The sequence below is a fragment of the Xanthomonas indica genome (assembly GCF_040529045.1).
GTDB lineage: Bacteria > Pseudomonadota > Gammaproteobacteria > Xanthomonadales > Xanthomonadaceae > Xanthomonas_A > Xanthomonas_A indica.
This window is the reverse complement of record NZ_CP131914.1, coordinates 1467968-1490180: the sequence shown is the minus strand read 5'-3', so window position 1 is coordinate 1490180 and position 22213 is coordinate 1467968. Positions and strand designations below refer to the sequence as shown.

The window sequence follows — 22213 nt, the reverse complement described above, 5'->3', positions numbered from 1 at the left end:
AATGGGGTGAGCGAAAAACGCCACAAGGCAAACAGGCACGCGCACAGCCGCGAGGCTGCGCGTAGGCCGTCTTCTTTCATCCGGACTATACCGTCGGCTCCGGCATCGCACCGGATCTGCTGACCTTCCCGATTCGGCGCGTCGCGCCTGCGCCGGGAAGCGCTCGCGGGCTCGTGCGCGAACGCACCTACCGCCGGTGGGGAATCGCACCCCGCCCTGAAGACGTTTGTGGTCGCCGGCGAACCGGCCCGCGCATTCTAGCAGGCGTGGTCACGCAGACCCGGCGCGCACTGGCAACCAGGGCAGGACACTGCATCGCGCGATGTCCCCGCTCCCAAGACAGCAATGTGAAATATTTGTTAATATGCAGATGACGACAGAGAGGTCGTTCGTGTCCGCCCTGCAACAGGGCAATGACACTGCCATTCATTCGGAGAGCACCACCCATGCGCAACACCCTGATCCTGGCTGCCCTGTTGGCGGCCGCACCCTTTGCTGCGTCGGCCGAGGGCCTGAGCTACAACTATGTCGAAGGCGGCTGGAACCGCACCGAGATCAACGTCGACGGATCCTCCGAGGACATCAATGGCGGCTACCTGCGCGGCTCCTGGCAGATCGGCGAGCCGGCGTATGTGTTCGCCGGCTACCAGCGCGGCAGCAAGGACTTCGTCCTGTCCGAAGTGTATAGCGGCAAGGTGACCGTGCAGCATGCCAACTTGGGCATTGGCTACCGGCAGGAAATGACCGAGCGCGTCGACTTCATCGCAGACGCCAGCGTGCTGCGGATCAAGGCCGAAGCCGACCTGCGCGAGGACGGCGTGCGTCTCGGTCGCGGATCCGATTCCAGCACCCTGGGCGCCGTCAATCTCGGCTTGCGCGGCAAGCCCTCGCCGCGGACCGAAGCCTGGATCAAGGCCGGCTACATCGACGGCAGCGATGCGGACCAAGGCAAGTTCGTCGGTAACCTCGGTGGCCAGATCAACTTCACTCGCACCTGGGGCATGATCGGCGAAATCGAATACATCGATGACGCCAACCAGTACAAGGTCGGCGTGCGCGCCAGCTTCTGATTCAAGGCGCGGCGCCTTGCGCGCACAAGGGCACGCCGGCATACACCGCCGGCGTGCCCTTTGCGTTTATGCGTTTTTGTCGACGGACTCAGCCCGCTGCCGGGAGATAGCGCAAGCGCAGGTCCTGTCCCACTTGCACCACGTCGGCAAGCTGCAGCGGCAGGCGCTGCGCCATGGTGTCGATACCCAGCCCGGCCAGCAGCGGCCGAGCGCTGTCGCCCAACAGCAGCGGCGCCATGTACACCAGCAGTTCGTCGACCAGGCCGGCACGCAGCAGTGCGCCGCTCAGCGTCGCCCCCGCTTCGACCTGGACCTCGTTGATGCCGCGTTCGGCGAGCAGGCGCAGCGCCGCATGCAGGTCGCAGCGGCCGTCGTGCAGCGGCACGGTGGCGAACGCCGCGTGATCCAAAATCGGCGGCGCGCGGTCCGGCGCATGCAGGTACAGGGTCGGTGCGCTGCCGTCGCGGACCTTGGGCTGGGCCAGGCTGCGCAGGTGCGCATCCAGCACCACGCGCAGCGGCGGCATCACCTCAGTCGCCGCGTCCAGGCGCACGGTCAGCGCTGGGTCGTCGGCCAGCACGGTGCCGGCGCCGGTGAGGATGGCGCCGGCGCGGGCGCGCCAGTGCTGCACGTCCTGACGCGCGGCAGGACCGGTGATCCATTTCGATTCGCCGCTGGCCAGGGCGGTGCGTCCGTCTAGGCTGGCGCCGAGCTTGATCCGCAGCCATGGGCGGCCGCGCTCCACCCGCGACAGGAAACCGCGGTTGAGCGCGCGCGCCTGCGCCTCCATCAACCCCGCCTGCACCGCGATGCCGGCCTCGCGCAGCAGCGCGAAGCCGCCGCCATTGACCTGCGGGAACGGGTCGGCCATCGCCGCCACCACCCGCGCCACGCCGGCCTCGATCAGCGCAAGCGCGCATGGCGGAGTGCGTCCGTAGTGCGCGCACGGCTCCAGGGTCACGTAGGCGGTGGCGCCGCGTGCGCGCTCGCCGGCGGCGCGCAGCGCGAACACCTCCGCGTGCGGCCCGCCGGCGCGCTGATGGAAGCCCTCGCCGACCACCGCGCCATCGCGAACGATCACGCAGCCGACCATCGGGTTCGGCCGCGTGGTGTAGGCGCCGCGCTCGGCCAGGCGCAGGGCCTGCGCCATCCAGCGATGGTCGTCGGCGGAAAATCCGGGCGACTGCGGATCGCTCATGCGGCACCGCCGCCGGCGTCGATGCGCATCACCACCACGTGCAGCAGCCCCAGCGGCAGGTCGGCGTGGCGCTGCCAGCCCAGGCGCTCGTAGAACGGCACCAGCACCGGCTCGCAATACAGATACAGCCACTGCACGCCGAAGCGCGCGGCGGCCTGCACGCAGTGCGCGACCAGGGCGGCGGCGACGCCGGCACCGCGCGCCTGCGGCCGCACGTACAGCGTGGCCAACCAGGGCGATAACTGGCGGATACGCGCGTCGTCGTTCTGCAGCAGGCTCACCGACCCCAGCCAGTCCTCGCCGTCCAGGGCGATCCAGCTGGTGGGGATGCGGCGTTCGTCGCGGTGGCTGCGCAGGTCGGCCTCGGCCTCCACCACGTTCCATTCCGGCAACAGGGGACCGAAGGCCTGCAGATGCTCCTGCGCCAGCGCCGGGATGTGCTGCGCCGCCTCGGCCAGACAGACGATGCGCATGCGCTCAGCGCTTGCCGGTCTTGTCGCCCGGCTTGGCCGCGCGCACCAGGTCCAGCAGCGGCAACTGTTCGCTGCCCACCGGCAACTCGCGCTCGAGCTTCTCGATCTCCTCGCGGAAATCGGCCACGTCCTGGAAGCTGCGGTACACCGAGGCGAAGCGCACATAGCCGACGTGGTCGAGCTTGCGCAACTCGGCCATCACGTACTCGCCGACCCGGATCGAGGGCAGTTCGCGCTCGCCGGACATGCGCAGCTGGTGCACCACCGCACGCACCGCCGCCTCGATCTGCTCTTCGGCCACCGGCCGCTTCTGCAGCGCGCGATCGAAGCTGGTGCGCAGCTTGCGCGCATCGAACGCCTCGCGGCCGCCGTCGCTCTTGATCACCGTCGGCAGCTTGAGTTCGATCGTCTCCAGCGTACTGAAGCGCTCACCGCAGGCCTCGCACTCGCGACGACGGCGGATCGTCGCGCCGTCCTCGGACACGCGCGAATCGATCACCCGGGTATCGGTGTGCTGGCAGAAGGGGCAGTGCATCAGGCGCTGGGATTGGGGATTGGGGATTGGGGATTGGAAAAAGCAGGAGCATCAGGAGCCGAGCTTACGCCCAATCCCGAATCCCCAATCTCCAATCCCCGCCGCTCAGCCATACACCGGATACTTGCGGCACTGCGCGGTCACCGCGTCGCGCACGCGCGCCAGCACGGCGGCGTCGGCCGGGGCGTCGAGCACGTCGGCGATCCAGTTGGCCAGGTCGACGCAGTCCTGTTCCAGGTAGCCGCGGGTGGTGATGGCCGGGGTGCCCAGGCGCAGGCCGGAGGTCACGAACGGCGAGCGCGGGTCGTTGGGCACCGAGTTCTTGTTGACGGTGATGTGGGCCTTGCCCAGCGCCGCTTCCGCGTCCTTGCCGGAGACGTCGCGGCCGATCATGTCCACCAGCATCAGGTGGTTTTCGGTGCCGCCGGAGACGATCTTGTAGCCGCGCGCGATCAGGGTCTTGGCCATGGCCTGCGCGTTCTTCACCACCTGCTGCTGGTAGCTGGTGAACTCCGGCTCCAGCGCTTCCTTGAACGCCACCGCCTTGGCCGCGATCACGTGCATCAGCGGGCCGCCCTGGATGCCGGGGAACACGATCGACTGCAGCTTCTTGGACAGGTCCTCGAGCGTGTCGCCGGCGCCGGCGGCACTGGCCACGATGATGCCGCCACGCGGGCCGCGCAGGGTCTTGTGGGTGGTGGAGGTGACCACGTGCGCGTGCGGCAGCGGGGTCGGATAAACGCCGGCGGCGACCAGGCCGGCCACGTGCGCCATGTCCACGAAGAAATACGCGCCGACCTTGTCGGCGATGGCGCGGAAACGCGCCCAGTCGATGACCTGCGAGTAGGCGGAGAAGCCCGCCACCACCATCCTCGGCTTGTGCTCCAGGGCCAGCCGCTCGACCTCGTCGTAGTCGATCAGGCCCTGGTCGTTGACGCCGTACTGCACGGCGTTGAACAGCTTGCCGGAGGCGTTGACCTTGGCGCCGTGGGTCAGGTGGCCGCCGTGCGCCAGCGACATGCCGAGGATGGTGTCGCCCGGCTGCAGCAGCGCGAAGTACACCGCCTGGTTGGCCTGCGAGCCGCTGTGCGGCTGCACGTTGGCGTAGTCGGCGCCGAACAATTGCTTGACCCGGTCGATGGCCAGTTGCTCGGCGACGTCGACGAATTCGCAGCCACCGTAGTAGCGCTTGCCCGGATAGCCCTCGGCGTACTTGTTGGTGAGCTGGCTGCCCTGCGCTTCCATGACCCGCGGGCTGCAGTAGTTCTCGCTGGCGATCAGCTCGACATGGTCTTCCTGGCGGCCGGCTTCGGCGGCGATGGCGCGGGCCAGTTCGGGATCGTAGGTTTCGATGCGGGCGTCGCGCGGGAACATCGGGTCTCCAGGGGGCATGGACAGAAGGCAGACGACTAGTTTAAGCCCCGCGCGCGCCCGAGGGCGAACCAAAACGCGAACGGCCTCCCGAAGGAGGCCGTTCGCCGGTGTTGCAACCGAGGTCAGCGGCCGTTGAGCACCAGGTCGGCGATGACGCCGGTGGCAATGGCGACCAGCAGCAGGTTGCCGGTGTCGTCGCGCACCCAGCGGTAGCCGTGCGGCGGGCGCCGGACCTGATAGCGGTCGTAGTCGTAGACCACGTAGTTCGGGCCGTAGTAGCGCTGGCCGCGCGCCCAGCGCGGCGGGCCCGGGCGGTAGTAGACGACGTCGGGGCCATTGCGATAACCGTCGCGGTAGCCGCGGTCGTAGGCGCGACGGGCATCGCGGCGGTCGCGCTCGCGGTCGCGCCAGTCGCGCTCGCGGTCGGCGTCGCGGTAACCGCGGTCGTACCAGCCGTGGTCTCGCGGACCCGGGCCCGGCGGCGGAGGCGGCGGCCCCGGAGGACCCGGCGGACCCCAACCGGGGCCCGGGCCGCCCGGACCCCAGGCGAACGCGGGTGGCGCCATGAAACCCAGCGCCAGCGCGGACGAGAGGGCAATTGTGGCAATGCGTTTCATGTTCATGGCAACTCCGTCACGTGGTGTGGCGGTTGCATTTAGGCCGTTTTCGTCTGAACCGTCTCCTGCTGGAATCGGTTACGTATTCAGCTTGCCGGATCGGGCTAGGAAAGCGTTCATCCAGCGGCATTTCCGGCCTGCGCGTGCAGGCGCAACAACGCAGCCTGCGCTGTGTCATCGGCTGGCAAATACACCACCAGGCGGTTGCCGTTACGCGGCGCCGACCACCAGTTGACCTGGTGCAGGCGCAACTCGCCTTCCGTCGGATGGCGGAAGCGCTTGAGCTGGTTCTCCACGCCCCGTACCTCGCGCCGCTGCCGCCACAGCGCATCGAATTCGGGCGAGGCCGCACGGTAGCGCGCCAGCAAGGCCTCCCATTCCGGCTCGCCCAGGTGCTCGGCCATCGCCGCGCGCAACAGCGCCACCATGTGCTGCAGCACGTCCTGCCGATCGAGCAGCGCATCGCGCCAGCGCGGATTGGTGAAGGCCTGATAGACGCAATTGCGGTCGGCGTCTGGCAGGTCGGTCAGGGTCACGCCCATCAGGCGCTGGAAGGCCGGGTTGGCGCCGAGAATGTCGAAGCGCGGGGTCTGCAGCATCGCCGGCCACGGCCCGAGCTGGTCCAGCAACATGCGCGCGGTGCCGGTCAGCCGTTCGCACGGCGGCGGCGCCAGGGCGGTCGTGCCGCCCACCCCGGCCAGCGCCAGCACGTGCGCGGTTTCGACCTCCGAGCACTGCAGGGCGTGGGCGATGGCGGTCAGCACACGCGCCGAGGCGCGCACCGGGCGCCCCTGTTCCAGCCAGGTGTACCAGGTCACGCCGACATCGGCGAGCAAGGCCACCTCCTCGCGGCGCAGGCCCGGGGTGCGCCGCCTGCCGCCGCGCGGCAGCGCCAGGCGCGCCGGATCCAGGCTCTCGCGGCGCGCGCGGAGGAAGGCGCCCAGCGCCCGGGCGCGCTCGCTGGCCAGGGCCGGGCCGGACGCGGCAGGTGCGGCCGCCCGCTGCGGCGTGGGGGTGGAATGCGCGAGGTCCAGTTGCATCGTCTTCTCCGCGTTGCGGTCCGCACGTGACCAACGGTGCCGTGCCGACGCATGGCCGGAGGCTGCGCCCCCGTGTTGCGCCTGCCTGCCGGATGCGGTGCCGAGGCGACCGCCCGGGATGCCAGGGAGGCACCGCCAGTACCAGGATAAATGAGTCCTTGTACCAGTTTACTTGGCTTCCATACTGCGCGCCATGACCTCCCCCGCCTCCCCCACGTCCGACATGTCCACCACCGCCCCCACCCTCAGCCGCCGCGGCCTGGGCATCCTGCTGATCGGGCAGATGCTGCCGTTGATCGACTTCTCCATCCTCAATGTCGCGCTCGGCTCGATCGCGCACACGCTGCACGCGTCGGCGACCCAACTGGAACTGATCGTGGCCGTGTACGGCGTCGCCTTCGCGGTGGGCCTGGCGGCGGGCGGCCGGCTCGGCGACAACCTGGGCCGGCGCCGCGTGTTCGGGGCCGGCGTGCTGCTGTTCGGCCTGGCCTCGTTGCTGTGCGGCGTGGCCGGCTCGGTGGGCGCGCTGCTGGCCGGCCGCACGCTGCAAGGGCTGGGCGCGGCGCTGGCGGTGCCGCAGATCCTCGCCACCATCCACGTCAGCCTGCACGGCAAGGCGCACGCGCGGGCGCTGGCGCTGTACGGCTCGCTGGGCGGCATCGCCTTCGTCATCGGCCAGGTGCTGGGCGGATCGCTGGTCAGCGCCGACATCGGCGGCTCCGGCTGGCGCAGCGTGTTCCTGATCAACCTGCCGTTCTGCGTGCTGGCGCTGGCCTGCCTGCGCGCCGTGCCGGAGACCCGCGCGGCACGGCGGATGCCGCCCGACCTGGCCGGCGCCGGGTTGCTGGGGCTGTTCCTGGCGTGCCTGCTGCTGCCGTTGGCGCTGGGCCCGGCGCTGCACTGGCCGCCGGCGTGCCTGGCGGTGCTGGCGGCCTGCCTGCCGCTGCTGGTGGTGCTGACCCGGGTGGAACTGTGGCAGGAACGGCGCGGACGGACCCCGCTGCTGCCACCGGCCTTGCTGCGGCTGCCCAGCGTGCGCTTTGCGCTGCTGGTGGGCGGGGTGTTCTTCACCTGCTGGAGCGGCTTCATGTTCGTGCTGGCGCTGACCCTGCAGACCGGCGCCGGTCTCTCGCCGCTGCAGTCGGGCAACGCCTTCATCGTGCTGGGGGCGGCCTACTTCGCCTCCGCACTGGTCAGCGCCCGCGTGGCGACGCGCTGCGGCCCGCTGCCGACGCTGCTGCTGGGCTGTCTGGTGCAGATGCTGGGCCTGCTGGCGCTGGGCTGGACGCTGCACGCCGTGTGGCCGCATCCGGGCGCGCGCAACCTGGCCCCGGCGACGGCGCTGATCGGCGCCGGCCAGGCCTGGATCGTGGCCAGCTTCTACCGCATCGGCCTGTCCCAGGTCCCCACCGCGCATGCCGGCGCGGGCAGCGCCATGCTCTCCACCATCCTGCAGGCGGCCATGGGCCTGGGCCCGGCGGCACTGGGCACCATCTATGCGCACGCCCGCGGCGGCGGCAGCCTGGCCGCGATGCAGGCCGCCCTGCACAGCGAATGGCTGGCGATGCTGGTGCTGGTGATCTGCGCGCTGTTCTATTTGCGCCGGCAACGGCGCGCGGGCGCCTCGTCAACGGCGACCACGGCTGCGCTGCCACCGATCGCCGAGTAGGCCGCGCGGCATCGCCCGCGCGTCTGCTGCCGCCACCGCGCGGCAACGAATGCCGGCGGCCGTCCGGCTATAATCCGCCATCCCTTTCGACGCCCTCCGGCCGCCGGCCGGCGGGCGCCCTGCGCCTTTGGAGCCGCCATGTCGCAATACATCTACACCATGAACCGGGTCAGCAAGACCGTGCCGCCCAAGCGCCAGATCATCAAGGACATCTCGCTGTCGTTCTTCCCCGGCGCCAAGATCGGCCTGCTCGGCCTCAACGGCGCCGGCAAGTCCACCGTGCTGAAGATCATGGCCGGCGTGGACACCGATTTCGAAGGCGAGGCGCGTCCGCAGCCCGGCACCAAGGTCGGCTACCTGGCGCAGGAGCCGGAGCTGGACCCGAACAAGACCGTGCGCGAGTCGGTCGAGGAAGGCGTGGGCGAAGTGCTGCAGGCGCAGGCCGCGCTGGAAGCGGTGTATGCCGCCTATGCCGAGGAAGGCGCCGATTTCGACGCGCTGGCCAAGGAACAGGAGCGCCTGGAGGCGATCCTGGCCGCCGGCGATGCGCACACCCTGGAGAACCAGCTCGACGTGGCCGCCGACGCGCTGCGGCTGCCGCCGTGGGACGCCAAGATCGCCAACCTGTCCGGCGGCGAGAAGCGCCGCGTGGCGCTGTGCCGGCTGCTGCTGCAGAAGCCGGACATGCTGCTGCTCGACGAACCGACCAACCACCTCGACGCCGAATCGGTGGAGTGGCTGGAGCAGTTCCTGGCGCGCTACACCGGCACCGTGGTCGCGGTCACCCACGATCGCTACTTCCTCGACAACGCCGCCGAGTGGATCCTGGAACTGGACCGCGGCCGCGGCATTCCGTGGAAGGGCAACTACACCGAATGGCTGATGCAGAAGGACGAGCGCCTGAAGCAGGAAGAGAACCAGGAGAAGGCGCGGCAGAAGGCGATCCAGAAGGAACTGGAGTGGGCCCGGCAGAACGCCAAGGGCGGCCGTTCCAAGGGCAAGGCGCGTCTGGCGCGCCTGGACGAACTGCAGTCGGTCGATTACCAGAAGCGCAACGAGACCAACGAAATCTTCATCCCGCCGGGCGAGCGCCTGGGCAACTCGGTGATGGAGTTCAAGAACGTCTCCAAGAAGTTCGGCGACCGCCTGCTGATCGACAACCTGTCGATGATCATCCCGCCGGGCGCCATCGTCGGCATCATCGGCCCCAACGGTGCCGGTAAGTCGACGCTGTTCAAGATGATCACCGGGCAGGAGAAGCCGGATTCGGGCGAGATCGTGGTCGGGCCGACCGTACAGCTGTCGTACGTGGACCAGAGCCGCGACAAACTGGAAGGCAACCACAACGTGTTCCAGGAGATTTCCGGCGGCCTGGACATCCTCAACATCAACGGCGTGGAGATCCAGTCGCGCGCCTACATCGGCCGCTTCAACTTCAAGGGCCAGGACCAGCAGAAGATGGTCGGTTCGCTGTCCGGCGGTGAGCGCGGCCGCCTGCACATGGCCAAGACCCTGCTGCAGGGCGGCAACGTGCTGCTGCTCGACGAACCGTCCAACGACCTGGACATCGAAACCCTGCGCGCGCTGGAAGACGCGCTGCTGGAGTTCCCGGGCAACACCTTCGTGATCTCGCACGATCGCTGGTTCCTGGACCGCATCGCCACCCACATCCTCGCCTTCGAGGGCGACTCGCACGTGGAGTTCTTCCAGGGCAACTACCGCGAGTACGAAGAGGACAAGAAGCGCCGCCTGGGCGACGACGCCGGCCCCAAGCGCCTGCGCTTCAAGGCGCTGAAGTAAGCCACAGCACGTTTGTGCAGCACCCGCCACGGCCCGCCTCGCGCGGGCCGTGTGCGTTTTGGGATTTGCCGGTGATCGGCGCTGCCGTAGGAGCGGCTTCAGCCGCGACCGGGTGTTCCCGGTAACGCCCGGTCGCGGCTGAAGCCGCTCCTACGAAAAGCATGTCGATCCTGCGCTACAACGCGTACGACAGCACGTCCTCGAAGCCGAACTTGTCGAAGTCGCGGATGCGCGAGGGATACAGCCGGCCGATCAGGTGGTCGTGCTCGTGCTGCACCACGCGGGCATGGAAGCCCTCGGCCTCGCGCTGCAGCGGGGTGCCGTCCGGCAGCACGCCCCGGTAGCGGATGTGCCGGTAGCGCGGAATCACCGCGCGCAGCCCGGGAATGGACAGGCAGCCTTCCCAGCCGTCCTCCAGCTCGTCGGACAACGGTTCGATCACCACATTGGCCAGGGCGGTGCGCGGCACCGGCGGTGCGTCCGGATAGCGTGCGTTGCGCTCGAAGCCGAACACCATCAGTTGCAGGTCCACCGCGATCTGCGGCGCGGCCAGGCCGACGCCGCGTGCGGCGTCCATGGTCTCGAACATGTCGGCCACCAGCGCGTGCAGTTGCGCGCTGTCGAAGTCGGTAACCGGCGGCGCCTGGCGCAGCAGACGCGGGTCGCCCATGCGGATGATGTCGCGGATCATGTGCGAACTCCTGTGCGGGGATGGCCGCGATTATCCGCCGTGGCGGCGGCGTGTGCAGAGGGGCGGCGGCATCGCCTGCCCCAACTGCGGCCCGCCGCGGTGCAACCCCTGCGTTGCGGCAAAGCGCTGGCGAAATGCCACAGGAGTGAACCGTCGTGCAGCCGCGACGCGCGACGTGGCGCGCTTCCCGATGGCGCAATGCGTCGGGACTGAAGTCCCTCCCACAGTGCACCCAGCCAACGTATTGCGCGTACCGTCACGCGTGGTTCCGCATCGCCGTGGGCCATCCGCCGAGACGGATGTCCACACGTGACGCCCGCCTGACGTCGCTCCCACAGGGATGAACTGGGCATCCTTGTGGGAGGGACTTCAGTCCCGACGACGGAGGGTGTCGGTCGGCTTTCGGCTTCGCTTGTCGGCTGCATGACAGTCGACTCCTACGCCGGCATCCGCGCGGCGCGCCCCCTACTCCGGCACGTACGGCGAGGCCAGCACCTGCGGGCGGCGGCCGAGGCCGGCGCCGAGCCGGTCGAGCACGAAGCGCACGTAGAGGTTGGTGCTGAACTGGCTGTAGTCGCGCGCGTTGTTGAACAGCAGGCGGCCGCCCAGGAACAGTTGCGGGGCGATCTGCCATTCGGCCGCGCCGGCGATGTTGTAGGACATGCCGGTCTTGCTCTGCCCGGCATAGACCGGCGCGACGTAGCGGTCGGTCAGGCCCAGCAACGCGGCCAGCGAGGCAGCGTCGTAGGCGGCCTGCTGCATCTGCGCGCTGGTCGGGAAGTACGGGCTGTCGTCGCTGCGGAAATGCTGCACGCCGACGCTGGCGTCCACGCTCCAGTTGACCGTGCGCCCGGCCGTGCGCCCGCTCCAGTGCACCGGGAAACCCAGGTCCACGTAGTCCTGGGGACTGAAGTAGCCGCCCTGGCCGTAGGTGTAGCCGCCCAGGTTCTTGTCGTACTGCATCGCGGTCAGGTTGAGGCCGGCGGTCAGCGACTGGTTCTCGGTGTCCAGCGCGTGCACGTACACGCCCAGGTCGACTTGGCGGTGATCGTTGTCGGCGACGTTGCGGCCGACCAGGCGATCGGCGCTGACGCTGGCGTAGCCGCCGAGCAGGCCGTTGTCGAGGGTGGCCGACAGGCGCAGACCGTTACTGGTCACGCCGCCCCAGCCGAGTCCGGCGCGGCCGTCGTCGACGCCACCGAAGGACAGCAGGCTGTCGCTGACCGCACGCCGGAACACCTCGCCCGAATAGGTCAGGCTGTCGCCGGCCTGGCCGCGATAGCCGACGCCGCCGACGATGCGGCGCTCGGGGAAGCCGACCGGCGTGCTGCCCAGATCGGCGCTGAAACCGCCGTTCTTGTAGGTCACCGCCATGCCGACGCCGCGCGCGTCCTGGTCCATGCGCCGCGCCCCGTTGCCGTTGGCGGCCATGGTGTACAGCGCCTGGCTGAAGCCGGCCGGGGTCAGCGCCGCGGCGGTGGGGTTGGCGGCGAGGTTGCGGAAGCGGGCGATGTCGGCGGCGCTGAGGTCGGCGCTGCGCGAGGCATCGCCGAGGATGGCGCTGGCCAGCGTGCCGATCGCGGTGTCGGCGGCGGTGTTGCCGAGCAGGAACGCCGACAGCGGTTCGGCGTACAGCGCCTGCAGCGCCGCCGCCTCGCGCTGCGCATTGGTCAGCGCCGGGTCGGTATCGTTGAACAGCTTGTTGTACAGCCCGGTGTTGACCGCATAGGTGCGCAACGCGTTGCGGGTGGCGTTGCTGTTGCCCTCGGTGAGCAGCAGTTGATACAGGTCGCTGCCGACCAGGCTGTCGATCGGGGTGCGGTCGGCGGCCAGGGCATCGCCCATCGCCGCGGCGGGGCCGGCGCCGAAACGGCTGGCGGTGGCGTAGCCGGTACCGAGCGTGCCGGCATCGAGCAGGGTCGGGGTGACATCGACCTGCAGCTTGCCCTCGCCCACCGCGAACTCGCCGTGCAGCGGCACTTCCAGATCGCGCAACCGGCCCAGGCCGGCCTCGCCGTCGCGGGCGCGGTAGCTGGCGCCGGTGGCGAGACTGTCGCTGTTCTCGGCCTGCACCTCGCGCAACTCGTCGAGCACGCTGGAACCGCCGACGGACGCGGCCGCTGCGGGCGGCTGGCGCAGGGACCCACGCGGCGCGGCGGCCAGCAGCCCATCGTCGCCGGGCAGCGCGCGCGGTGCGGTGCGGGTGGTCGTGGTCGTGCGCTGGCCCGGCACCGGCAATGCGGCCAGGGCCACGCCGGTGGCACTGGCGCTGGCCAGCGGCGGCAGGTCGTCGCCGGCGGCCACGGCCGACGCGGATGCGGGCAACGGGGACGCCGCGTAGGCCGGCGCCGGCAGGCCGCCGCCGAGGCTGTCGGACACTACCGCGGCGCTGCGCGGCATGCGCCCGTTCATGCCGGCGAAGGGATTGAGCGGGCGCCCGGCGGCGGCATAGGACGCCGGGCCATTGGCCGCCGGCAGGCCGTTGTCGTACTGGCCGGCCTCGCGCGCCTGCGCCGCCAGCGCGGCGCGGAAGTAGCTCTCGGCCTTGCGGTTCTTGCCGGCGCTGCGGTACACGCGGCCGGCGGCGGCGAGCACCTGCGGCGAATCCGGCGCCTGCGCCAGCGCACGTTGCAGATAGTCCTCGGCACTGCGCAGGTCGCGCAGCGCGGCGGCGGTGTTGGCCGCGGCGATCAGCGTGTCCAGGTCGTTGGGCGACTGCTGCAGTTGCTGCTGGTACAGCACCAGTGCCTGGCGCTGGTCGCCGGCGGCGGCGTACAGCCGCGCCAGCGCGGCCACCGCCTGCGGATCCTGGTTCTGCTGCGCCAGCAGCGGCGCCAGCGCGTCGTAGGCGGCTTCGAGGTTGCCGAGCTCGCGCAGCGCATCGACCTGGCGCAGCACGTAGCCGCTGCGCAGCGCCTGGTAGCGGCGTTGCTGCTCGGCGCTCATGTCGCTGTCGCGCAGTTGCCGCAGGGTCGCCGCCAGTTCCGCGTCCTGGTGCGCGCGCAGCAGCACGCCGGCGTACTGCAGGCGCGACTCGGTGGAGGGATTCTGTGCGACCAGGCGCTGCGCCAGGGTCAGCGCGCGCGTGTTGCTGCCGATGTCGGCATAGGCGCCGGCCATCGCCGCCAGCAGCGCCGGCTGCTCCAGCGCATCGCCCAGCGCGGCCTCGGTGCGGCCCAACAGCAACTGTGCTTCGCCGCCGCGGCCCTGCTGTTGCAGCAGGCGCGCCTGTGCCGCCTGCTGTTCGACCCAGGCGGTGTTGCGCAGCGCGCGCATCTCGGCGGTGCGCGCAGTGGCCGGGATGCGTTCCAGGCTGGCGTAGGCGGTGGCCCAGTCGCCGCGCTCCTGCGCCAGCAGCGCGTTGGCATACAGCGCCTCGGGCATGTCGCCGTGCACCGCGAGCAGGCCGTCCATGACGCTGCGCGCCTGGTCCGGACGCCCGGCCTGCTGGTACAGCCGCGCCAGGTCCAGGCGCACCCACGGATCGCCCGGGTTGTCGACCATCGCCGTCTCCAGCTCGCTCTGCGCGGTGACGGTGTCGCCGGCTTCCAGCGCCTGCTGCGCGCGGGCGCGCTGCAGGTTGGCTTTCAATGCCGACTCCCCACCGGCCTGCTGGCGTTGCGCCGGGCTGAGCCGGGCGAACAGCGCACTGGCCTCGTTAGCGCGGCCCTGGCGGCTGTACAGGGCGATCAGGCCCTGCAGCGCGCCGCTGTCGTCGGCATGCAGACGCAGCGCCTCGCGGTAGCTCTTCTCGGCGGCGGCGGCGTCGCTGGCCGCCTGCAGGTCGCCCAGCAGCGCGTAGCCGGCGGCCTCCTCGGGCTTGAGCTTGACCGCTTGCTGGGCCAGGCGCAGCGCCGCGTCGCTGTCGCCGCGTGTGCGTGCGTCCTGCGCCTGCTGCAGCTGCAGCCAGTAGCGCGCGCTGTCCAGCGCACTGCGCCACTTGCCGTTGGCGGCCGCGGCCGGGCGCAGCAGTTCCTGCGCTTCGCCGAAGCGCTGCTGGCGCAGCCGCACCGAGCCCAGGCCGCCGAGCGCCTCGGCGTCGCGCGGACGCGCGCGCAGCACCTGCGCGAAGCGCTGTTCGGCCAGCGCCAGGTTGCCGGCGTTGAGCGCCTTGAAGCCCTCACCGAGTTGTTCGCCGGCCGGGTCGCCGCCGCCTTGCGCGCGCCGCGCCTGCACCTGCGCTAGCTTGTTGGCGACCTCGGCATCGTTCGGATTGGCGGCCAGGAACGCCTGGTACAGCGGCGCATCGGCGAGCCCGGCGTTGAGCCACAGCAAGGCCTGGCGCCAGGCGGCGCGGGCCGGGCCGGCGACATCGGCGCGCTTGCTCAGCGCAGCGAGCTGGGCGATGCCTTCGCGCCGCGACGGTTCGCGGTAGGTCAGCACCTGCGCCAGCGCCAGCGCCGCGGCGGTGTTGTCCGGCTGTGCGGCGGCCAGGCGGCGCAGGCCGTCGCGCGCGCCCTCCCAGCCCTGCGGCGTGCCGGCCAGCACCTGGTAGTACTCCAGCGCCAGCGCGTCCGGCGGCCCCTTGCCGTCGAACAGCGCCTGGTAGGCGCGCACCGCATCCACGTAGCGGCCCGCGGCGGCGGCGCGGCGCGCGTTGCGCAGCTCGATCGTGTCGCCGCTGCCACCGCTACCGCCGATCGACATGACCAGGCGCTGGGTCTGCGGCGCCTGCGGATGCGCCTTCTGCAGTTGCGCCAGGCGCTTGCGCGCGTCGGTCTGGCGGCCTTGCGCCAGATCGATCTGGGCCAGGCCGAGCAGCGCGTCGGGCTGGTTCGGGTCGACCTGCAGCAACTTGCGCCAGGCGTCGGCGGCGAGGTCGTCGCGTCCCTGGTCGTGCCAGTAGTTGCCCTGGCTGACCAGTTGCTGGGTGGCGGTGGCGTTCTGCGCCTGTGCGCTGCCGGCGAGCAGGCACAGGTCGATCATGCCGGCCAGGTACAGGGGCTTGAAATTCATGCGGAGCATTGGGTTCTCCAGGCGGGCTGCAGCGCGCCGTCTGCGGAAAAGCGGTAACGGTTGTCGAGCCAGGCGCGGCCGAACAGGATCAGCACCCGGTCGTAGTAGGGAAGCCGGGCCGCGGCGGCGTCGCCGGGCGCGGGAATGCGTTGCGCCTGCGCCTTGAGCAGCGCCGGTTCGCGCAGCGCGCTCAGGTACGGCAGCAGGGCCGCGGAAAAGCCGGGCGGCGCCTGGCCGCTGCCGACGCCCTGGCGGGTGTCGATCTTCTCGTCGAGGCGGCCCTGCGCACGCAGTTGCTGCAGCGGGCCGGACAGATCGTCGAGCAGTGCCTTGCGCAGCGGCTCGGCCGCGTCGAGCATGCCGGCCCACAGGTACACGCGGATTGCGTCGTAGCTGCCCAGCGCCCCCTTGTCCGGATCGACGCCGAACTCGCGGCCGTTCCAGGCGATCCAGTCCGGGGCGAAGCCGACCGGCGCGCTGTCGCGCAGCAGGCGCGCGCTGCGCGTGGCCAGGCCGGCCCATGGCCCCTTCGGATCGACCGCGGCGAAGCGCCGCAGCAACTGGATCGGCAGGTAGCTGGGGTTGAGCGTCCAGCGCTGCGGCTTGACGAAGCCCTTGGCCGCCGGCAAGACCATGCTGCCGAACCCGGGCAACTCGGCAAGCTCGGTGCGCCGCACCAGCGCCAGCGTCTGCAGGCCGGCCTGGGTGTAGCCGGGCCGCTGCCACAGGCGCCCGGCCTCGAGCAGCACGTAGGCGATCCACAGGTCGGCATCGCTGGCGGTGTTGCCGTCGAGCACGCGCCAACTGCCGTCGCTGGCGCGGCCCCACAGCCACGCCGGCAGCACTTGCTGCGGGCGGCCACCGCACAGGTTGTGCCGGGTCCAGCCGAGCACGCGCTCGAACAGCACCTGGTCGTTGGCCACCAGCGCGAAGAACAGCGCGTAGGACTGGCCTTCGGAGGTGCTGCGCTGGTCGGCGTGCTGGAAATCGATCACCCGCCCGCCGGCATCGAGGTGCTTGCCGACGAACGCGGTCCACTCGCGCCACGGCGCGCAGGCCGGCGCTGCGGCGAGCGCGGCGCGCGCCGGCGGCAGCAGCGTGGCCGCACCGGCGGCGAGCAGGCCGCCGAGCAGGCGCCGGCGTTGGCCGATGTGTGCGTTCACTGCCCTTCCTGCAGCCGCGCCGCCGAATGCCGGCGCAGCACCACGCGCGCGGCCAGTGCCAGCAGCACGCTCAGCGCCACCACCGCCAGGCCGAGCAGCAGCGGATGCTGCGAGAAGTACCAGCGCGCCCAAGTCGGCAGCGGCAGGTGGCCGACGTAGTAGGTCTGGTTGCCGGCCAGGCTGCGCACCTTGCCCTTCTGCAGCAGCACCACGCTGCCCTGGAAATCCTTCAGCGTGGCCGGTTCGAACCAGGCGTCGAAGAAGTCCTCGACGCTGGCCGGGTCCTCGGCCAGCAACGCGACCACGCTGCGCCCGGCCTTCAGCGGCGACTGGAAGCCCATCAGCACCACGTCGCCGGGCGCCGGCTTCACCGCGACCTCGGCGGTGGTCGGCAGGTCGGTGCGGCGCGGATCGAACGACAGGAAACCGGGCAGCTTGTCCAGCACCCAGTCGCTCATCGAAAACCGCTGTCCGCTGGCGCCGTCGCCGATCGGCAGCGCCGCGCTCCAGCGCTGGAACAGCGGCTGCGAGCGCAGGCTGCCGAACACCAGCAGGTCGCTGTCGGCGTGCTTGTCGACCTCGGCGGCGTGGATCAGGGTCACCCGCAGCGCCGGATAGCCGGTGGACGCGCCGAGCCGGCCGAGCAGAGTCAGCAGGTTGGCCATGTCCTGATCGCCGATCTCGTCCGGCACCACCACGGTGGATTCGGACAGGTCGGCCAGGCGCGTGAACGGGAAGCCGGCATTGCCGAACGCGGCCAGGTTCGGCATCGCCATGTAGTGATGGAACGAGCGCAGGTCCACGCTGGAATCCGCATCGATCGCGCCGGACACGTCGGGGAAGGTGTTCTTGCACGCCTCCGCCTGCGGACGGTCGAAGAAGAAGTGGAAGCGCAGCTGGCTGTTGGCCGAGAACGGCCCGGTCGGCAGCAGCAGCTTCTGCTCCACCGGCATCGCGCCCTTGGGCGAGAGCTCGTGCCACCAGCGCAGCGGCAACGACTCGGCGTAGGCGTGACCGGTCAGCGGCAGCGTGGTCACGAAGGCCTCGTTGATGCTGACGTTGAGCGCGGACTTGTTCTGCGTCTCCGGCACCGTGTAGCGGTAGCGCAGGTTGATCGGGATGCCGTCGCGCTGCCACACGAACAGATCCGGCGGCAGTTGCAGGCCGACCCGGATCAGGTCGGGGTGGTAGCCGCTGACATTCAGTTGCGCGGTCTGCGCGACCAGGTCGCCGAAGCGCACGGGCCTGTCGCTGGAGATCCAGTTGGGCGCGTCGTAGGGCTTGCGCGGCTGCGCCTGCTTGAGCTCGCCGATGCGCGCCACCGGGCCGTTGAACGGCGTACCCAGGCTCAGCGCGGTGGCGGCCTGCTGCAGGTCGGCGTCGTCGCGGCCCAGCACCAGCAGCAGCTTGCCGGTGGCATCGCGCGGGTTGGCGACCATCGCCAGGGTCGGACCGGATATCTCGCTCAAGCCGGCCTGGGTCGCGGCCAGTTCCGCCGGCAGGGTCGCAGCGGTGGCGAACAGCACCGCATTGCCGGTGGCCGGCACGTCGCCGATGGCCACGCCGAACGACGCGCCGCGGTAGCCGGCCTGCGCGCCGAACCAGGAGGCGACGATGCCAGCGCTGCGCAGCGTGGGCAGGTCCGGGCGCTGCGGGAACACGAACGGCAGTTCCAGGCGGCGCGTGTCGCGCTTGTCGTAGAACGGCACCGGCAGCAGCGCCAGGTCGTTGCGCAGCACCAGCGGGGTGGCGGTCAGCGACAGCCGCGTGGACGGATCGATGTTGGCCCACAGGCTGGTGTGGTCCGGGTCCTCGCAGTCGCGGGTGTAGTGACCGATCAGCTGCAGGTTGAGCCGGTTGTAGTCGCTGATCAGGCGCGGATCGATCGGCACGTCGCTCTGCTGCAGCTTGCCGGCGTTCTCGCGGCTGACCGGCAGGGTCGCCACGGTGACGCCGTTGACGCTGACCTTCAGGTGCGACAGGTCCGGCAGCAGCGCCGGCGAATAGCTGTACACCAGGTGCAGGTTCGCCGCCTGCACCACTTCGTCGGTGCGGGTGCTGAAGGGAATGCCGGCGCTGCCCTGGATGCCGCGCAGGGTCATCTCGTAGTCCACGCCGAGTTGCTTGAGCGTGGCCGAGCGCTCGCGTTCGGCCGGCGACGGCAGCGGCGTGGCGGTCGCGGCGGCGGCCGGCGCCGGTGCGGTGGCGGGAAGGGTCGGCTCCTGGGCCAGGGCGAGGCCGGACAGGACCGTGAGACAGCACGCAGCCAGGGCAGGGAAACGCATCGACGGCAACCGGAAAGAAGGGAAAGAGAGGGAGCAACGCACCACCGCGGGACGACGACTCACGGCGCCGCCTCCTCGCCGGTGGCGCGGCCGCGCCAGCCGCTGCGCGCGCTGCTGGCGATGTGCTGACCGAGACGCCGGAAGCCGCGCATGCTGGCCGCGAACACGCGCCCCAGCGACACCCAGAAGCGATCGCGGTCGTGGCGGCCCCACTGCGACACCCAGATGTCGGCGCGGGCGAAGGTGCAGGCCACCAGCCAGCGCTCCTGCTCGATCGACATCGGCCGGAACTGGATGCTGATTTCGCCGTCGCGGTCGTGGCGCACCATCGCCGGCAGGCGCTTGGAACTGCCGCGCTGCGGCAGCGCGATCTCCACCGGCAGGTCCGGCTCCACCGGCACCGGCGCGAGCAGGCGCAGGGCCATGCCGCCGGTGGAGAAGTTGACGGTGCGACAGGCCAGTTCGCGGCCATCGGCCAGGTGCAGGGTGGCCGGGATGTCCAGCGGCACGCGGTGCGAACGGCGCACCTGGCGCATCTCGCTGGCGGTGGCGATGGTGGCGCCGAGCAGCAGCACGTTGTAGGCGGTCCACGCCAGGTTGAACCAGATGGTCTGCGCCTCGCCGCCGGCCTGCACGCTGAGCAGGCGCATCACGCCCGCGACCACGCCGGCCAGGTTGAGCACCAGCAGGAACAGGTAGGGCTTGGCGATCTGCCCGTCGAAGTAGCTGCGCGGCACCAGGCCGCCCTTGGGGGTGACGTTGAACTTGCCGAGCTTGGGATTGAACAGCGCCACCAGCGTCGGGCGCAGGATGTACCAGGCCAGGGTGGTCTCGTAGACCTCGTTCCACAGCAGGTGGCGGAACTTGCCCTGGGTGCGCAGGTTGGTCAGGTTGGCCTGCAGGATGTGCGGCAGCGCGTAGGCCAGGATCATCAGCGCCGAGGCGTGGATCACGTGCGCGCCGAAGAACAGGAAGGCCAGCGGCGCGGTGAGGTAGACGATCCGCGGCAGCCCATAGAAGAAATGCAGCATCGCGTTGGCGTAGCACAGCCGCTGCGACAGGCGCAGGCCCTTGCCCAGCAGCGGATTGTCCAGCCGCGCGATCTGCGCCATGCCGCGCGCCCAGCGGATGCGCTGGGCGACGTGGCCGGACAGGCTCTCGGTCGCCAGGCCGGCGGCCTGCGGCACCGCGATGTAGGCGCTGCGGTAACCGCGACGGTGCAGCTTCAGCGCGGTGTGCGCGTCCTCGGTGACGGTCTCCACCGCCACCCCGCCCACTTCCTCCAGCGGCTTGCGCTTGATCACCGTGCACGAGCCGCAGAAGAAGGTGGCGTCCCACTGGTCGTTGCCGTCCTGCAGCAGGCCGTAGAACAGCTCGCCCTCGTTGGGCACCTTGCCGTGGTTGCCGAGGTTGCGCTCGAACGGATCGGCCGAGAAGAAGTAGTGCGGCATCTGCACTACCGCCAGCTTGGCGTCGCGCAGGAACCAGCCCATCGCCACCTGCAGGAACGAGCGCGTGGGGATGTGGTCGCAGTCGAAGATCGCCACGTACTCGCCGCTGGACTTCTTCAGCGCGGCATTGATGTTGCCGGCCTTGGCGTGGAAGTTGTTGGTGCGGGTGATGTAGTGGATGCCGGCCTGCGCGCAGAACGCGCGAAACTCCTCGCGGCGGCCGTCGTCGAGCAGGTAGATGTTGAGCTTGTCGGCCGGCCAGTCCATCACGCTGGCGGCGAGGATGGTCGAGCGCACCACCGACAACGGTTCGTTGTAGGTGGGGATGAACAGGTCGACGCTGGGCCATTGCCGCTGGTCGGCCGGCAGCGGCAGCGGCCGCCGGTTCAGCGGCCACAGCACCTGGAAATAGCCCAGGGCCAGGATCACGAATGCGTACAGTTCGGCCAGCAGCAGGCCCAGGCCCAGGCTCAGGTCGATCGGGCTGCTCATGCCCACGGTCTGGGTCAGGCGCCACCAGATGTAGCGCGAGGACACCGCCAGCGACAGCGCCATCATCACCAGGATCGCCAGGCGGCTGCCACTGCGCCGCAGCAGCATGGCCGCGACGAACACCACCAGCGAGAACACCAGTTGCTGCGGCACATCCATGGGGATGGCGACGACGAAGACCAGCAACACGGCGCCCAGCAGCCACAGCGACCAGTTGGCCAGGACATGCAGCGGGCGCGCGGCATGCGACGCGGAGGCAGCGCTCATCGGCGGTTCCTAACAAGGGGGAGGAGGTCGCCGCGCGGTCTTCCCCACCACGCGGCGACGGCAAACAGCGCGGCGCCCGAGGCGCCGCGCGGCATCAACGATTCAAGAAGCGCTTGAGCGGACCGCCCGGCGCCGGCACGGCGGCCTCGCGGCCGACCTCGAGCAGGCGCTGGAACAGCTGCTGCAACGGCGTGCCGCTGCCAGTTCCCGCCACGACCGCGGCCGGCGCCGGCGCAGCCGGGGCGACAGGCGCCAGCGGCAGCGGCGCAACCGGCAACGGGGCGCCCGGCCTGGGCTCGACCGCGGCGCGCACCACCGACAGCACCGGTGCCGGGACGGCAGGCGCTGGCGGCGCCACCGCGGCCGGCTCCACGGCGCTGAGCCGGTCGGCGGAGAAATCCTGGTAGGCGGTGGCGCCGCTGCTGCCGAGCTTGGCGAACAGGCTGGAGACGTCATCGCCGGTTTCGGCACCCGTCTGCTTGGACTTCTTGGACATGACTCCCCTCATGACGATCTGAAAATAATGGGTCGCCGCCGCCGCGCTCAGCCGATCCTGGCCAGCACGAAGCGCCGCAGGTCTTCGTTCCCGGACGACAACGCACGCACGCCCAGCCCGGCCGACATGCCTACCTGCACGAACCATGCCTGATACACCCCTTCCAGGAAGCCGTCGGCGCCGGTGGCCTGCCCGGCCAGGCCGATGTGCAGCGGCGAACCGGCGTGCAGCAGTTCGACGCGGTCGGCATGTTCCTCGAACCGCGCATAGCCCCATTCCAACTGGTCCCAGAGGCGGTTGGCCGCTTCCTCCAGGTCCTGCAGGGTGGCGCAGGCGCCGACCGGATGTTCGGCGGCGAAGCGGCGGCCGATGCGCGCCAGCAGCAGCGCCAGGTCCTCGGCCCCGAGTTCGGCGGCGAACTCCTCGGCCAACGCGCGCAGAAAGCCACGCCACTGCCGCGAACAGGCCTGGGTGCGGTAATGGGTCTGCAACGCGTGAGCGCTCATCGAGGAAGTCTCTGGGCAGGGACGGAACGACAACGGCGTAGCGGCTGCGGCGCCTGGCCGGCCGTTGTCGACCGTCACTATTGCGACACAGTTCTCACTTTATGGCGAAGTGTATCTCACTCCTTCTTCA

At 70.5% G+C, this 22213-nt stretch carries 16 protein-coding genes and 1 riboswitch; of the genes, 3 read left to right on the top strand and 13 right to left on the bottom strand.

Annotation, left to right across the window (positions count from 1 at the left end; translation table 11 throughout):
- Nucleotides 1-64: 64 nt before the first annotated feature.
- Nucleotides 65-228: riboswitch (FMN riboswitch) on the bottom strand.
- Between the two features lie 218 nt (nt 229-446).
- Nucleotides 447-1070, top strand: coding sequence for an outer membrane beta-barrel protein (locus tag Q7W82_RS06355; protein WP_242160650.1), 624 nt, complete (start codon nt 447-449; stop codon nt 1068-1070).
- Between the two features lie 88 nt (nt 1071-1158).
- Here Q7W82_RS06355 and ribD read toward each other — a convergent pair whose 3' ends face one another.
- From ribD to Q7W82_RS06325, 6 genes are all read right to left on the bottom strand, one after another.
- The gene (gene ribD, locus Q7W82_RS06350) at nt 1159-2268 is read right to left on the bottom strand and encodes a bifunctional diaminohydroxyphosphoribosylaminopyrimidine deaminase/5-amino-6-(5-phosphoribosylamino)uracil reductase RibD (protein WP_242160649.1); all 1110 of its coding nucleotides are present in this window, start codon (nt 2266-2268) and stop codon (nt 1159-1161) included.
- Nucleotides 2265-2741 carry a GNAT family N-acetyltransferase gene (locus Q7W82_RS06345; RefSeq protein ID WP_242160648.1) on the bottom strand — a complete coding sequence of 159 codons (477 nt, stop codon included), beginning with the start codon at nt 2739-2741 and terminating at the stop codon, nt 2265-2267. The genes ribD and Q7W82_RS06345 overlap by 4 nt, the downstream gene beginning before the upstream one ends.
- Before the next feature lie 4 nt (nt 2742-2745).
- Nucleotides 2746-3276 (bottom strand): transcriptional regulator NrdR, encoded by a 531-nt coding sequence (nrdR, locus tag Q7W82_RS06340; RefSeq protein ID WP_010340907.1) that lies wholly within the window; start codon nt 3274-3276, stop codon nt 2746-2748.
- Nucleotides 3277-3381: 105 nt separating this feature from the next.
- Entirely contained in the window at nt 3382-4650 is a 1269-nt protein-coding gene (glyA, locus tag Q7W82_RS06335) for a serine hydroxymethyltransferase (RefSeq protein ID WP_242160647.1), read from the bottom strand.
- Nucleotides 4651-4772: 122 nt separating this feature from the next.
- Nucleotides 4773-5273: an RcnB family protein gene (locus tag Q7W82_RS06330; protein ID WP_242160646.1), complete on the bottom strand. Its 501-nt coding sequence runs from the start codon at nt 5271-5273 to the stop codon at nt 4773-4775.
- A 110-nt stretch (nt 5274-5383) separates the two neighbouring features.
- Nucleotides 5384-6307 carry a helix-turn-helix transcriptional regulator gene (locus Q7W82_RS06325; RefSeq protein ID WP_242160645.1) on the bottom strand — a complete coding sequence of 308 codons (924 nt, stop codon included), beginning with the start codon at nt 6305-6307 and terminating at the stop codon, nt 5384-5386.
- Between the two features lie 223 nt (nt 6308-6530).
- Between Q7W82_RS06325 and Q7W82_RS06320 the strand changes: the two genes are divergently transcribed.
- A complete protein-coding gene (locus Q7W82_RS06320) occupies nt 6531-7976 on the top strand; it encodes an MFS transporter (protein WP_242160644.1) in 1446 nt (481 codons plus the stop codon).
- A gap of 138 nt (nt 7977-8114) precedes the next feature.
- Nucleotides 8115-9776 (top strand): energy-dependent translational throttle protein EttA, encoded by a 1662-nt coding sequence (gene ettA / locus Q7W82_RS06315; protein ID WP_017908418.1) that lies wholly within the window; start codon nt 8115-8117, stop codon nt 9774-9776.
- Between the two features lie 175 nt (nt 9777-9951).
- On the opposite strand, the gene Q7W82_RS06310 is transcribed toward ettA, so the two are convergent.
- The 7 genes from Q7W82_RS06310 to Q7W82_RS06280 all read right to left on the bottom strand — a co-directional run bounded on the left by Q7W82_RS06310 (nt 9952) and on the right by Q7W82_RS06280 (nt 22083).
- Nucleotides 9952-10467, bottom strand: coding sequence for a peptide deformylase (locus tag Q7W82_RS06310; RefSeq protein WP_242160643.1), 516 nt, complete (start codon nt 10465-10467; stop codon nt 9952-9954).
- Nucleotides 10468-10932: 465 nt separating this feature from the next.
- Nucleotides 10933-15432, bottom strand: a complete 4500-nt coding sequence (locus Q7W82_RS06305) for a cellulose synthase subunit BcsC-related outer membrane protein (RefSeq protein ID WP_242160642.1) — start codon at nt 15430-15432, stop codon at nt 10933-10935.
- Nucleotides 15420-16586 (bottom strand): cellulose synthase complex periplasmic endoglucanase BcsZ, encoded by a 1167-nt coding sequence (gene bcsZ / locus Q7W82_RS06300; protein ID WP_242160641.1) that lies wholly within the window; start codon nt 16584-16586, stop codon nt 15420-15422. Before bcsZ ends, Q7W82_RS06305 begins: the two co-directional genes overlap by 13 nt.
- Nucleotides 16583-18871: a cellulose biosynthesis cyclic di-GMP-binding regulatory protein BcsB gene (gene bcsB, locus Q7W82_RS06295; protein ID WP_242160640.1), complete on the bottom strand. Its 2289-nt coding sequence runs from the start codon at nt 18869-18871 to the stop codon at nt 16583-16585. The genes bcsZ and bcsB overlap by 4 nt, the downstream gene beginning before the upstream one ends.
- Before the next feature lie 59 nt (nt 18872-18930).
- Nucleotides 18931-21081 (bottom strand): UDP-forming cellulose synthase catalytic subunit, encoded by a 2151-nt coding sequence (bcsA, locus tag Q7W82_RS06290; protein WP_242160639.1) that lies wholly within the window; start codon nt 21079-21081, stop codon nt 18931-18933.
- A 94-nt stretch (nt 21082-21175) separates the two neighbouring features.
- On the bottom strand, nt 21176-21577 hold the full coding sequence (locus Q7W82_RS06285) for a hypothetical protein (RefSeq protein WP_242160638.1): 402 nt from the start codon (nt 21575-21577) through the stop codon (nt 21176-21178).
- Nucleotides 21578-21624: 47 nt separating this feature from the next.
- Nucleotides 21625-22083 carry a cellulose biosynthesis protein BcsD gene (locus tag Q7W82_RS06280; RefSeq protein ID WP_242160637.1) on the bottom strand — a complete coding sequence of 153 codons (459 nt, stop codon included), beginning with the start codon at nt 22081-22083 and terminating at the stop codon, nt 21625-21627.
- Nucleotides 22084-22213 lie beyond the last annotated feature (130 nt).

Coding starts and splice junctions, on each gene's coding strand:
- Q7W82_RS06355 (WP_242160650.1), top strand. CDS start 447: ATGCGCAACACCCTGATCCTGGCTGCCCTGTTGGCGGCCGCACCCTTT.
- ribD (WP_242160649.1), bottom strand. CDS start 2,268: ATGAGCGATCCGCAGTCGCCCGGATTTTCCGCCGACGACCATCGCTGG.
- Q7W82_RS06345 (WP_242160648.1), bottom strand. CDS start 2,741: ATGCGCATCGTCTGTCTGGCCGAGGCGGCGCAGCACATCCCGGCGCTG.
- nrdR (WP_010340907.1), bottom strand. CDS start 3,276: ATGCACTGCCCCTTCTGCCAGCACACCGATACCCGGGTGATCGATTCG.
- glyA (WP_242160647.1), bottom strand. CDS start 4,650: ATGTTCCCGCGCGACGCCCGCATCGAAACCTACGATCCCGAACTGGCC.
- Q7W82_RS06330 (WP_242160646.1), bottom strand. CDS start 5,273: ATGAACATGAAACGCATTGCCACAATTGCCCTCTCGTCCGCGCTGGCG.
- Q7W82_RS06325 (WP_242160645.1), bottom strand. CDS start 6,307: ATGCAACTGGACCTCGCGCATTCCACCCCCACGCCGCAGCGGGCGGCC.
- Q7W82_RS06320 (WP_242160644.1), top strand. CDS start 6,531: ATGTCCACCACCGCCCCCACCCTCAGCCGCCGCGGCCTGGGCATCCTG.
- ettA (WP_017908418.1), top strand. CDS start 8,115: ATGTCGCAATACATCTACACCATGAACCGGGTCAGCAAGACCGTGCCG.
- Q7W82_RS06310 (WP_242160643.1), bottom strand. CDS start 10,467: ATGATCCGCGACATCATCCGCATGGGCGACCCGCGTCTGCTGCGCCAG.
- Q7W82_RS06305 (WP_242160642.1), bottom strand. CDS start 15,432: ATGCTCCGCATGAATTTCAAGCCCCTGTACCTGGCCGGCATGATCGAC.
- bcsB (WP_242160640.1), bottom strand. CDS start 18,871: ATGCGTTTCCCTGCCCTGGCTGCGTGCTGTCTCACGGTCCTGTCCGGC.
- bcsA (WP_242160639.1), bottom strand. CDS start 21,081: ATGAGCGCTGCCTCCGCGTCGCATGCCGCGCGCCCGCTGCATGTCCTG.
- Q7W82_RS06285 (WP_242160638.1), bottom strand. CDS start 21,577: ATGTCCAAGAAGTCCAAGCAGACGGGTGCCGAAACCGGCGATGACGTC.
- Q7W82_RS06280 (WP_242160637.1), bottom strand. CDS start 22,083: ATGAGCGCTCACGCGTTGCAGACCCATTACCGCACCCAGGCCTGTTCG.